We start from the raw sequence: 12539 nt of genomic DNA on the forward strand, positions 1-12539 counted from the left end.
GTGCGCCCCTGATCACGACGCGCCGCCGGGGCACCAGCGCGGCACCCGGGGCACGTCAGCGGGCGCGGAGCACGACGGTGCGGCTCACGCGGTCGTGCAGCCCCCGTCCGTCCCGGTCCATGATCAGCGCCGGGACGACGAAGAACAGCGAGACCGTGCGGGCCAGGGCCCACACCCCGACGCGGCCGTCGCCGTCCACGCGCACCGCGCGCAGCCCCGTCAGGACCATCGCCGGCGTCTGGCCGAAGACCGCCACGGGCAGGGTCACGAGCACGGCCCACACCGCGAGGCTGAGGTAGGCCGGTGCCGGGAAGCTGATGGCCGAGGCGACGAGGCCGCCGATGAGCAGGTCGAGCAGGAACTGGCCCGCGCGCGGCAGCGGTGGGGCGACCGAGCCGGGCCCCTCCTCGGGCAGTCCGAGATCGCGGCCCGGGTACCCCTCGTCGTCGGGCGTGGTCCGGGGCCCGTTCGGCCCAGCGTCGGGTACGCGACGTGTCGGCGTGGCGGCCCGTTCCGGACGTGCGGGACGTTCCGGGCGGCCTCCTGCCGCCCGATCAGGCCCCTCGTCGGTGAGCCATTCACGAATCCACGACACTCTGACAGGCTACGGTCCCGCAGCGCCGGGATGCGCCACGGCAACGGTGCCGATCGGCTCGTCCGCGACCCGGCCGTGGACGACGGAACACACCGCGGTAACTGTGATGCGAGCCCGTTAACTGCTGCGAAACACCGGTGCGACGAGCGAGTAACGCGGCCCGCTTAGCGTCCGGGGTCACCCGAAGCGGTGACCGACCCCGGACCGGGCGGGGTCGCTCGTCGCGACGACAGTGCCAGAGAAGGAGCCAGCGAGGGTGTTCAACAACCAGGACGAGGTCTTCAAGTACATCTCCGACGAGGGGGTGAAGTACGTCGACGTCCGGTTCTGCGACCTGCCTGGCCAGATGCAGCACTTCACGGTGCCGGCGTCGGAGCTCGACGAGGACGTGTTCACCGACGGACTGGCCTTCGACGGCTCGTCGATCACCGGCTTCCAGAGCATCAACGAGTCGGACATGACGCTGCTGCCCGACCCGGCGACCTCGCGGATCGACCCGTTCCGGGCGCAGAAGACCCTGAACATGAACTTCTTCGTCCACGACCCGCTGACGCTCGAGGCCTACAGCCGCGACCCGCGCAACGTGGCCCGCAAGGCGGAGAACTTCCTGTCGACCGTCGACGTGGCCGACACGTGCTTCTTCGGTCCCGAGGCCGAGTTCTACATCTTCGACTCGGTGCGCTACGACTCGAAGCCCAACGGCACCTTCTACGAGGTCGACGCGATCGAGGGTGCCTGGCGCACCGGCGCTGACGAGGTCGGTGGCAACAAGGGCAACAAGATCGCCATGAAGGGCGGGTACTTCCCCGTCGAGCCGACCGACCAGACCTCGGACCTCCGCGCCGCGATCGGCACCAACCTCATCAACTCCGGCTTCGAGCTGGAGAAGCTGCACCACGAGGTCGGCACCGGCGGCCAGGCCGAGATCAACTACAAGTTCAACACGCTGCTGCACGCCGCGGACGACCTGCAGCTGTTCAAGTACATCGTCAAGAACACGGCGTGGCAGGCGGGCAAGACCGTCACCTTCATGCCGAAGCCGATCGCCGGCGACAACGGCTCGGGCATGCACTGCCACCAGTCGCTGTTCAAGGGCGGCGAGCCGCTGTTCTACGACGCCAACGGCTACGCGGGCCTCTCGGACATGGGCCGCCACTACATCGGCGGCATCCTGCACCACGCCCCGAGCCTCGTCGCGTTCACGAACCCGACGATCAACTCGTACCACCGCCTGGTCCCCGGCTTCGAGGCCCCGATCAACCTCGTGTACTCCAACCGGAACCGCTCGGCCTGCGTGCGCATCCCGATCACCGGCGACAACCCGAAGGCCAAGCGCCTCGAGTTCCGCTGCCCCGACTCGTCGGGCAACCCGTACCTCGCCTTCGCCGCCATGATGATGGCCGGCCTGGACGGGATCCGGAACAAGATCGAGCCGCCGACGCCGGTCGACAAGGACCTCTACGAGCTCCCGCCCGAGGAGGCCGCCAACATCGCGCAGGTGCCGGCCGGTCTCGAGATCGCGATCAACAACCTCGAGGAGGACCACGACTACCTGCTCGAGGGCGGCGTGTTCACCTCGGACCTGATCGAGAAGTGGGTCGAGCTCAAGCGCGACGACATCACGGGCCTGCGGCTGCGCCCGCACCCCTACGAGTTCGAGCTGTACTTCAACTGCTGATCGCCGGCGGCTGACACGACGGCCCGGTCACCCCGAGGGGTGGCCGGGCCGTCGTGCGTCTACCTCCGGTCGCGCAGGTCCTCGCGCGGGGACAGGGCCGCGGCCGCCACGTACTGGTAGACGTAGCGGACCTCCTCGCCCTGGCTGATCGGTACGCACACCCAGCCGACCCACTCCCCCGTCGTCGTGCGCCGCCAGCCGAGCAGCTCGCCGGGCACCCGGCTCTGCAGGTCCACGCCCTCCGGGACCGCCCGCGGGGGCCGGCCCGGCGGGCGCGGATACGCGACGGCGAGGTCCACCCAGACCCGGCGGACCTCGGTGCGCTGCAGGGCGCCCGAGCGCTCGTTCCGGCGCTGCGCCGGACCTCGCTCATCGAACACGTGTTCGATGATGACGGGTCGCCCCCGCCGGACGCCAGCCGACGGGGCCGTCCCGTTCGCGTGTCCGTGCCCACGACGACGCTGTCGGTGGGCCGCGCCTCGCCCGCTGACGGACCGTCTCAGTCCACCGCCGAGAAGGCTTCGTCCACCACCGCGCGGGCGTGCCGCGTGACCCGCCGGTAGTCGTCGATGCAGGCCCCCGGGTCGTCCTCGGGGTAGCCGAGCACCGAGGCGATCGCGGCCAGCTCCCGCCCGGAGCGCGGCAGCTGGTCGGTGGGCTTGCCGCGCACCAGCGTCGCCACGCCGCGCACCCGGGTCGCCGTCGTCCACCCGGCCGCCAGCGCCTCCGCCCCCTCGGCGGAGAGCAGCCCGGCGTCGCGCAGCGCGTCCAGGGCCGCCAGCGTCGAGGTCGTGCGCAGCGCCGGCAGCCGCCCCGCGTGCTGGAGCTGCAGGAGCTGCACGGTCCACTCGACGTCGGCGAGCCCGCCGGTCCCGAGCTTCGTGTGCAGCGCCCGGTCGGCGCCCCGCGGGAGGCGCTCGGCGTCGACACGGGCCTTCATCCGCCGGATCTCCGTGGCCGCCGACTCCGGCAGGCCGTCCGCGGGGTAGCGGTAGGGCGCGATCATCTCGACGAACCGCTCCCCCAGCCCGGCGTCGCCGGCGACCGGCCGCGCCCGCAGGAGGGCCTGGCGCTCCCAGGTCGCCGCCCAGCGCCGCAGGTAGTCCTCGTACGAGGACAGCGTGCGCACCAGCGGGCCGCTGCGCCCCTCGGGTCGCAGCTTGGTGTCGACCTCGAGCGGCGGGTCCGGGCTCGGCGCTCCCAGCGCCCCGGTCACCGCCTCGATCACGCCGCGCGCGTACGTCGTCGCGTCCTGGTCGGAGACGCCCTCGGCGGGCTCGCACACCGCGACCACGTCGGCGTCGGACCCGTAGCCCAGCTCCGCGCCGCCCAGCCGGCCCATCCCGATGATCGCGATCCGTGCGGGCGGGGGTCCGTCGCCGGCCTCCGCACGTTCGGCGACCTCGAGGGCGGCCTCCAGCACCGCCGCCCAGACGCTCGACAGCGCGGCGCACACGGCGGCCACGTCGGTGAGCCCGAGCAGATCGGCGCACGCGACCCGCAGCAGCTCCACCCGCCGCAGTGAGCGGGCCACGTTGCCCGCGGAGCGCGGGTCGGTGTGGCGGGCGACCGCGGCGCGCAGCGAGCGCGCGACCTCCGCCGGGTCGCGCGCGGTCAGGTCGGCCGAGGGACCGTCGCCCGCGAGGAGCCGCAGCACCTCCGGCGAGCGCGGCATCATCTCGGCGACCCACCGGGACGTGCCCAGGACGTAGCACAGCCGGTCGGCGGCGAGGCCCTCGTCGCGCAGCAGCGCGAGGAACCACGGCGTCGACGCCAGCGCCTCGGAGACCTTGCGGTACGCGAGCAGCCCGTGGTCGGGGTCGGCGGTGTTGCCCAGCCGGTCGAGCAGCACCGGCATGAGGGCCCGCTGGATCCGCGCTGCGCGGCTCGTCCCGGAGGTCAGCGCGGCGACGTGCTTGAGCGCCCCCGACGGCGAGCTCCACCCCAGGGCCGCGAGCCGCTTGGTGGCCGAGGACTCGGTGAGCACGAGCTGCTCGCCCGGGACGCGCGCCACCGACTCCAGCAGCGGCCGGTAGAAGAGCTTCTCGTGCAGGCGCCGGACGCGCACCGTGTTCCGGGAGAGCTCCGCCTGCAGCACCCCGACGGCGTCGCGGCGCCCGTCGGGACGCAGCTTCGCCGCGCGCGCGAGCCAGCGCAGCCCCGCGGTGTCCTCGTCGGAGGGGAACAGGTGGGTGCGGCGCAGCTTCTGCAGCTGCACCCGGTGCTCGAGCATCCGCAGGAAGCGGTAGGACGCGGCGAGGTTCGCGGCGTCGTCGCGGCCCACGTACCCGCCCTCGCCGAGCGCCGCGAGGGTCTCGAGGGTGTTCTGCCCGCGCAGCGTCTCGTCCCCGCGGCCGTGCACGAGCTGGAGGAGCTGGACCGCGAACTCCACGTCGCGCAGCCCGCCGCGGCCGAGCTTGAGCTCGCGGTCGGCGTGGTCGTGCCGGATGTGGTCCTCGACGCGGCGGCGCATGGCGCGCACGTCGGCGACGAAGTCCTCGCGCTCCGCGGCGCTCCACACCATCGGCGCCAGCGCCTCGCAGTACTCCTGCCCGAGCGCGAGGTCCCCCGCCACCGGCCGGGCCTTGAGGAGCGCCTGGAACTCCCAGGTCCGCGCCCACCGCTGGTAGTAGGCCACGTGGGCCTCGAGGGTGCGCACGAGCTGCCCGGACCTGCCCTCGGGCCGCAGGTTCGCGTCGACCTCGAGGAACGCCTCGGTGGCGACCCGCATCATCGTCGCCGCCACCCGGCCCGCGGAGTCCACGGCACCGTCGGCGACGAAGATGACGTCGATGTCCGAGACGTAGTTCAGCTCGCGCCCGCCGCACTTGCCCATGCCGATGACGGCGAGGCGGTGGTCCCCGGCGCGCTCGGGCCCCACCTGGGCGCGGGCGACGGCGAGCGCGGCCTCCAGCCCGGCCGCGGCGACGTCGGCGAGCTGGGCGGACACCACCTCGACGGACACGATCGGCAGCTCCGGCTCGCACACCGCCTGCAGGTCGGCGGCCGCCAGCAGAAGGACGTCGTCGCGCCAGCGCAGCCGCAGCGCCTCGACGGCCTGCTGCCCGGTGAGCGTCCCGACCGGTGCCTCGGCGTCCGGATCCGCCCCCACCGCCTGGAGGTGGAAGCGCCGGCGGTCGTCGGCGCTCGGCAGCCACGAGTCGTCGAAGACCCGGCCCGGGGCGCTGGTGGTCCGCAGCGCCCGCCACCGCTCGGGCTGGGAGACCAGGTGGTCCCCCAGCGCCGTCGACCCGCCGAGGACCCCGAACAGCCGCCCCCGCAGGCCCTGGTCGTTCCGCAGCGTCGCGTCCAGCTCACCCCAGCCCTGCTCGCCGAGGGACTCGCGCAGCCGCTCGACGGCGGCGAGCGCGAGGTCCGGGTCCGCGGCCCGCGCCAGGGCCCACACGACGAGCGCCGCCTCGGCCACCGGGTCGTCGCCGTCCCACCAGCCGAGGTCGGCCAGCCGACGGCCCGCGTCGGGATCGGTCAGGCCGAGACGGGCCGGGGCGCGAGCGGGACGGCGGTCGCGCGCGGGGGCGTTCACGAGTCGAGCCTATGTGAACGGACGTGGTCGCCGGGGCGACCGGAATCGTTCACATCAGAGGATCGGCAGGTACGACGCCAGCTCGTAGGGGGTCACGTTGCGGCGGTAGTTGTCCCACTCCGTGCGCTTGTTGCGCAGGAAGAAGTCGAACACGTGCTCGCCGAGGATCTCGGCCATGAGGTCCGACTGCTCGAAGCTCTGCAGCGCGCCGTCGAGGTTCTGCGGCAGCGTCTGGTAGCCCATGGCGCGCCGCTCCCCCTCGGTGAGCGACCAGACGTTGTCCTCCGCGGCCGGCGGCAGCTCGTAGCCCTCGGCGATGCCCTTGAGCCCGGCGCCGAGGATGACGGCGTAGGCGAGGTAGGGGTTGGCGGCCGAGTCCAGGGAGCGCACCTCGACCCGCCGCGAGGACGCCTTGCCCGGCGAGTACATCGGCACCCGGACCAGCGCGGAGCGGTTGGCGTGGCCCCAGCACACCGCGGTCGGGGCCTCGCCGCCGACCACCAGGCGCTTGTAGGAGTTCACGAACTGGTTGGTCACCGCGGACATCTCACGCGCGTGGCGCAGCACGCCCGCGACGAACGCCTTGCCGGTCTTGGAGAGCTCGAAGGGCTCGGCGGCGTCGTGGAAGGCGTTCTGGTCGCCCTCGAAGAGGCTGACGTGGGTGTGCATCGCCGAGCCGGGGTGCTCGGTGAACGGCTTGGGCATGAACGAGGCCCGCACGCCCTGCGTGATCGCCACCTCCTTCACGAGGTAGCGGAACGTCATGATGTTGTCCGCCATGCTCAGCGCGTCGGCGTAGCGCAGGTCGATCTCCTGCTGGCCCGGGCCGCCCTCGTGGTGGGAGAACTCGACGGAGATCCCCATCGCCTCGAGCGCCTCGATGCAGCGCCGCCGGAAGTGCGGGGCCACGTCGTGGCTGGCCTGGTCGAAGTAGCCACCGGTGTCCGCCGGCACCGGCGGGGTCCCGTCGTCGGGCAGGCCCCGCAGCAGGTAGAACTCGATCTCCGGGTGCACGTAGCAGGTGAAGCCCGCCTCGGCCGCCCGGGAGAGCGCCCGGCGCAGGACGTGGCGCGGGTCGGCCCACGACGGCGAGCCGTCGGGCATCGTGATGTCGCAGAGCATCCGCGCCGAGTAGTGGTCGCCCTCGCCGTCCTCCCAGGGCAGGACCTGGAACGTCGACGGGTCCGGCTTCGCGACCATGTCCGACTCGTAGACGCGGCTGAAGCCCTCGATCGACGACCCGTCGAACCCGATGCCCTCGGCGAACGCGCCCTCGAGCTCGGCCGGCGCGATGGCGACCGACTTGAGGTACCCGAGGACGTCGGTGAACCAGAGCCGCACGAAGCGGATGTCGCGCTCGTCGAGCGTCCGCAGGACGAACTCCTGCTGCCGATCCATGTCCGCGACCCTAAGGAGACCGTGTTACAAGGACGTCACAGGGGGGTCCTACCCTGCCGCCCTTTCGGGGCGATCGCTCAGCCCTTCTCCGGGCAGCGCGCGTTCGGCGGAGCCGGGGTGCCGTCGACGAGGTAGCGGGTGACGATCGCGTCGACGCACGGGAAGCCCTGGAACGAGGCCGTGTGCTGGTCCCCGACCTTGGTCAGCAGCGAGCCGTTCAGGTCCTTCGCGAGGTTGACCCCGGCCTGGTAGGGCGTCGCCGGGTCGTCGGTGGTGGACACGACGAGCGGCGGGGCCAGCCCGGGCGCCTGGGGCACGTGCGGGCCCCCGGTCACCGGCGTCGGCCAGAACGCGCACGCGTCGAGCGCAGGGCTCGGCCCGCGGCCGGAGTCGAGGAACGGGGCGGCCTCGTCGTAGCGCTGCGCGCGCTCGAGCGACTGGGCGCGGTCGGTGACGCGGGGGTCGTCGACGCAGCGCACGGCGTTGAACGCGTCCTGCTGCGGAGAGTAGGTGCCGTTCGGGGCGCGGTCGTAGTACTCGTCGGCGAGCCCCATGAGCGTCTGGCCGCTGCCCTGGGCGAGCTCGGTGAGGCCCTGGCGCAGCTCCGGCCAGAGTGACGTCGCGTAGAGCGCCTGGATGGTGCCCTGCTGCGCGTCGCCGTAGGAGAGCTGACGCCCGTCGGGGAGCCGGACCGGCGCCGCGAGCAGCGGCCGGGACAGCGCCTGGAAGCGCGCGGTGGCCTGCCCCGGGTCGTTCCCCAGGGGGCAGCCCGGCTTCGTGGCGCAGTCCTTCGCGAACGCCTCGAACACCCCCTGGAACCCACGGCCCTGGTCGATCAGTGCCTCGGTCGGATCCTGGTCGGGGTCCACCGCACCGTCGAGGACCATCGCGCGGACGTTGCGGGGGAACTCCTCGGCGTAGGTGGAGCCGATCCGCGTGCCGTAGGAGTAGCCGAGGTAGGACAGCTGCTCGTCCCCGACGACGCCGCGCAGCACGTCCATGTCCCGGGCGACGTCGCGGGTGCCGACGTTCGCGAGCAGGGCGACCCCGGTCTTCTGCGCGCAGCCGTCGGCGGTCTGCCGGGCCGCCGCCTCGGCGCGGGCGACGCCGGCCGGGGACGGGTCGAGGATGTCGGTGCCCCGCTGCTGGTCCTGCTCCGCAGCGGTCAGGCAGTGGATCGTCGGGGTGCTCGCGCCGATCCCACGCGGGTCGAACCCGACGAGGTCGAAGCGCCGCGCCACTTCGGTGTTCTTCATCAGGATCCCGAGCTGCGACGCGATCTCGACGCCCGAGGCGCCGGGCCCACCCGGGTTGACCAGCAGCGATCCGATGCGCCGCGCCGGGTCGCTCGCCCGGAGCCGGGAGACGGCGAGCTGCGCCGTCGGGCCCTGGGGGTTCGCGTAGTCGACCGGCACCTCGAGCTTCGCGCACTGCAGGCCGGGCTGGGCGTAGTACTGGCGCTGGTCGTCGGTGGTGGCGAAGGGCAGGCACGAGCCCCACGCCGGGCGCTGCGCGTAGAACCGCTCGAGACCCGGCGGGACGGCGCCGGCCGCCGGGGCGGCGCTGCCGGCGGTGGGGGCCGACGACGACGAAGCCGTGCGGTCGGGCGCGGCCGGCGCGCACCCGGCCGCGGTCACGAGGATCGCGGCCGCGACGACGAGCCGGCGCACCGTCCGGGCCACCCCGGCGCGCGGTGCGACCGGGCCGGGGACCGCGGCGCCGGAGCCGTCGTCGTGCCCACCGTAGGTCCGTGCGCCCCGTCGCCTCACGCGGGCCATCCTCGCAACCGCCGCGTGGGCGCCACGTCGGCCCCCGGTCGGGCGCCACGCCCGCCGTCGTGGGAGGGCGGCTTGTGAAGCTCGTCCCACCCGGCCCCCGGTCGCTGTGCGCGGTGCCAGGCTCGGCAGCGTTCGACCACGACCCTCGGCACGCCCGGGGACCCGCACCGCGGGCCTCGAGGCAGGAGGACGGAGACGATGACGTCACCCGAACCGCAGGCGACCGCGCGCACCCCCAAGCGCGTCCGCATCCACCACCTGCAGCAGTGGAAGGACGCGGGTGAGCGCTGGCCGATGCTCACCGCCTACGACTTCCCCACTGCGCGGATCTTCGACGGTGCCGGGATCCCCGTGCTGCTGGTCGGGGACTCCGCCGCGAACAACGTGCTCGGCTACGACTCGACCGTCCCGGTGTCGGTCGACGAGCTGCTGATGCTGACGAAGGCCGTCGTGCGCGGGACCTCCCGGGCCCTCGTCGTCGCCGACCTGCCCTTCGGCTCCTACCAGGCCTCCCCGACGCAGGCCCTCGAGACCGCCGTGCGCTTCTTCAAGGAGGGCGGCGCGGCCGCGGTCAAGCTCGAGGGCGGCGCACAGTACGCGGGCCAGATCCGGGCGCTCTCGGACGCCGGCATCCCGGTCATGGCGCACCTCGGCTTCACCCCGCAGAGCGAGCACGCCCTCGGCGGGTTCCGCGTGCAGGGCCGGGGCGCGGGCGCCGAGAAGCTGATCGAGGACGCATTGGCGGTCCAGGCCGCGGGCGCCTTCGCCGTCGTGCTCGAGATGGTGCCCGCCGACGTCGCGAAGCGGGTGACCGCCGAGCTGCGGGTGCCCACCATCGGGATCGGCGCCGGCCCGGACACCGACGCGCAGGTGCTCGTGTGGCCGGACATGGCCGGGCTGAACACCGGGCGCGTGCCGCGGTTCGTCAAGCGCTACGCCGACCTCGCCGGGACGCTGGGCGCCGCGGCCGAGGAGTTCGGGCGCGAGGTCCGCGACGGGGTGTACCCGACGGCGGAGCATTCGTTCGAGTAGGTGCGCTGCGCGCTCGTGAGCACTTTCCGGTGTCATCGCACCGGAAAGTGCTCACAGGGCGGCAGCCACCTCCCGGTGCAGGGCCGCCACCGCCGCGTCGCAGGCCCGGGAGACCCCGGTGAACCCGAGGAAGCCGTGCACGAGCGCCGGGTGCTCGCGGCGGCGCACGTCGACCCCGGCGGCGGCGAGCGCGCCCGCGAAGGCGTGCCCGGCGTCGCGCAGCGGGTCGAACCCCGCGGTGGCGACGATCGTGGGGCCGAGCCCGGCGAGCCCGGCCCGCAGCGGGGAGAGCCGCGGCTCGCCGCGCGGTGAGGTCCCGCCGAGGTAGAGCCGGCTGCAGGCCACGACGTCGGCGGCGGTGAGGAAGAAGCCCTCGCCGTTCTCGCGGACCGAGGGGTAACGGCCCTCGAAGTCCGGCGGCGGGTAGACGAGCAGGGTCACGGCGGCCGGGGCGCCCGCGTCACGACGCGCGAGGGCGGCGCCGGCGACGAGGTTCGCCCCGGCGCTGTCCCCCACGAGCCCGAGGCGGGCGGGGTCGGCGTCCCAGCGGCCCGCGTGCTCGACCGTCCACGCCACCGCGGCGAGGACGTCGTCGTACGGGGCGGGGAACGGGTTCTCGGGGGCGAGCCGGTGGTCGACGGCGACGACCACCGCGCGGGTGTCGTCGGCGAGGCGCTGGTTGACCGGGTCGTAGACGTCGCCACCGCCGAGGACCCACCCGCCTCCGTGGACGGAGACCACGACCGCCCCGGACTCCTCCCCGGCCGGGCGGTGCACCCGCAGCGGCACGGGGCCGTCGGTGACGACCTCCGGCGCCCGGTCGACGGGGCGGACGGTCTCGGCCATCAGGGCGGCGTAGCGGGCCCGCGCCGCGGCGACCCCCGCGGCGGAGTCGGTGCCGGCGAACATGGCGGGCTCACCCCGTTCCCGCAGGCGGGCGAGCAGGGCCGCGACCTCGGCGTCGGGACCGTGCGGGGCGGCGTCGTCACCGGTCACGTCAGGGGTCGGAGTGGTCACGTCCGGACCGTACGGGCCGACACCACCCGACCGAGTGCTGGGCCATCCGGGGGACGAGGCCGCACACTGTGCGCGACCGTTGTGCTCCCCGCGCCGTTGCCGAATCGACACCTGCGCCGGGGGCAACCGGGTCCGGGACGACACGTCTGACTCCATGCCGGGCTCGATCGATCACGAACGAGTCCGGTGCACTTCCCCCGGCCGCCCGGCCCGCTCCCGACTCAGAAGGACCCGCGCTCCCGATGGCACTGCCCTGGCCCCACAACACCCCGACCCTCCCCCGCATCGCTCTCACGGACCTGCGTGCCGACCAGTCGAGCACGACCGCCCGCCCGGTCCCGGCGCGGCTCGTCCGCGTGCGCGAGATGGCCGCCTCGCCGGTGACCGCCCTCGTCGTCATGCTGCTGGGCCTGGTCGGCCTGTTCGTGATGCCGATGGTGGGCCTGCCGTTCGTGGCCCTCGTCGTGCTCCCGACGGTGATCTACCAGCTGCGTGCCGAGCAGCGTCACCAGCTGCGCCTCGGCCGCCGCTGAGTCGGCCGACCCGGACACACCACCGCCCCCGGTTCCTCGTGGAGCCGGGGGCGGTGGTGTGCGGGGTCAGTAGGTGTTCACGCCCGACGAGGCGGCGGCGCCGATGATCGCGACCACGATGAAGACGATGAAGACCACGCCCAGCGCGAGCACGATGTAGCCGACGATCAGGCCCGCGAGCGCCAGCCCGTCGCCCGTCTCGTGCCCCTCCCGGATCTGGCGGCGCGCGATGTGTCCGCAGATCACGCCGCCGATCGCGGTGATGTAGAAGAACAGCCCGAGCAGCGAGAGCACCAGAGACACGATCGCGAGGCCGTTGGTCGGCCCGGTGCCGGAGCCGGGATAGCCGTACGACGCGGACTGCGGGTACCCGGGCTGCCCGTACGCGGGCTGCCCGTAGCCCGACTGCGGGTAGCCGGGCTGGGAGTAGCCGCCGGTCTGCCCGTACTCGGGCTGTCCGTAGCCCGGCTGTCCGTAGCCCGGTTGCTGCCCGTAGCCCGGCTGGCCGTAGCCGGTCTGCTCGTAGCCCGGCTGGCCATATCCCTGCTGGCCGTAGCCGGACTGCTCGTAGCCCGGCTGGCCGTACCCCTGCTGGCTGTACCCACCGGACTGGGGCCCCGGGTCGTACCCCGACGATCCGGACGAGCCGGACCCGTCACCGGGATGGGCGGTGGTGGGCGGCTGGCCCAGCCCCTGCTCGCGCCCGGAGTCCTGCTCGGCGCCGGACGACCCGGCCTGCTCGCCCTGGGGCCTCGCGAACGGGTCCCCGTCCCGCGGCTCGCGATCCGGCTCACTCATCTGGTCCACCCCAACCCGGGCCGCCGCGCGACCGTCCCTCGTCCTGGGCGGCGGATCGAGGCCACCCGTGTGACGGGGCATCTTTGCACGCATCGGCGACACCGACCGCCCAACGACGCGAATCGGGCCGGGCCGCCGTTCCGGCCAGTGGTCGCCGCCGAGCGCC

At 73.9% G+C, this 12539-nt stretch carries 10 protein-coding genes; 3 read left to right on the plus strand and 7 right to left on the minus strand.

The genetic code is table 11. From position 1 onward, the window contains the following. Nucleotides 1–55 precede the first annotated feature (55 nt). Nucleotides 56–595, minus strand: coding sequence for an RDD family protein (locus AC0CYZ_RS13700; RefSeq protein WP_472216182.1), 540 nt, complete (start codon nt 593–595; stop codon nt 56–58). Nucleotides 596–851: 256 nt separating this feature from the next. Between AC0CYZ_RS13700 and glnA the strand changes: the two genes are divergently transcribed. Continuing rightward, nucleotides 852–2273, plus strand: a complete 1422-nt coding sequence (gene glnA, locus AC0CYZ_RS13705; RefSeq protein ID WP_472216184.1) for a type I glutamate--ammonia ligase — start codon at nt 852–854, stop codon at nt 2271–2273. Nucleotides 2274–2332: 59 nt separating this feature from the next. Here glnA and AC0CYZ_RS13710 read toward each other — a convergent pair whose 3' ends face one another. The 4 genes from AC0CYZ_RS13710 to AC0CYZ_RS13725 form a co-directional block, all read right to left on the minus strand. Continuing rightward, nucleotides 2333–2653 (minus strand): hypothetical protein, encoded by a 321-nt coding sequence (locus AC0CYZ_RS13710; protein WP_472216186.1) that lies wholly within the window; start codon nt 2651–2653, stop codon nt 2333–2335. A 119-nt stretch (nt 2654–2772) separates the two neighbouring features. After that, nucleotides 2773–5817 (minus strand): bifunctional [glutamine synthetase] adenylyltransferase/[glutamine synthetase]-adenylyl-L-tyrosine phosphorylase, encoded by a 3045-nt coding sequence (locus AC0CYZ_RS13715; RefSeq protein ID WP_472216188.1) that lies wholly within the window; start codon nt 5815–5817, stop codon nt 2773–2775. A 54-nt stretch (nt 5818–5871) separates the two neighbouring features. Then, on the minus strand, nt 5872–7215 hold the full coding sequence (locus AC0CYZ_RS13720) for a glutamine synthetase family protein (protein ID WP_472216190.1): 1344 nt from the start codon (nt 7213–7215) through the stop codon (nt 5872–5874). Between the two features lie 77 nt (nt 7216–7292). Beyond that, nucleotides 7293–8852 carry an alpha/beta hydrolase gene (locus AC0CYZ_RS13725; protein ID WP_472216200.1) on the minus strand — a complete coding sequence of 520 codons (1560 nt, stop codon included), beginning with the start codon at nt 8850–8852 and terminating at the stop codon, nt 7293–7295. A 339-nt stretch (nt 8853–9191) separates the two neighbouring features. Here AC0CYZ_RS13725 and panB point away from each other — a divergent pair, with 339 nt between their 5' ends. Then, nucleotides 9192–10025, plus strand: a complete 834-nt coding sequence (gene panB / locus AC0CYZ_RS13730) for a 3-methyl-2-oxobutanoate hydroxymethyltransferase (RefSeq protein ID WP_472216192.1) — start codon at nt 9192–9194, stop codon at nt 10023–10025. Between the two features lie 51 nt (nt 10026–10076). On the opposite strand, the gene AC0CYZ_RS13735 is transcribed toward panB, so the two are convergent. After that, a complete protein-coding gene (locus tag AC0CYZ_RS13735) occupies nt 10077–11042 on the minus strand; it encodes an alpha/beta hydrolase (RefSeq protein ID WP_472216194.1) in 966 nt (321 codons plus the stop codon). A 242-nt stretch (nt 11043–11284) separates the two neighbouring features. Here AC0CYZ_RS13735 and AC0CYZ_RS13740 point away from each other — a divergent pair, with 242 nt between their 5' ends. Next, nucleotides 11285–11575, plus strand: a complete 291-nt coding sequence (locus AC0CYZ_RS13740) for a hypothetical protein (RefSeq protein WP_472216196.1) — start codon at nt 11285–11287, stop codon at nt 11573–11575. 66 nt (nt 11576–11641) lie between these two features. Here the strand turns inward: AC0CYZ_RS13740 and AC0CYZ_RS13745 are convergent, their stop codons facing one another. Next, nucleotides 11642–12373 (minus strand): DUF4190 domain-containing protein, encoded by a 732-nt coding sequence (locus AC0CYZ_RS13745; protein WP_472216198.1) that lies wholly within the window; start codon nt 12371–12373, stop codon nt 11642–11644. Nucleotides 12374–12539: the final 166 nt, after the last annotated feature.

This window comes from Actinomycetospora sp., from assembly GCF_055612215.1.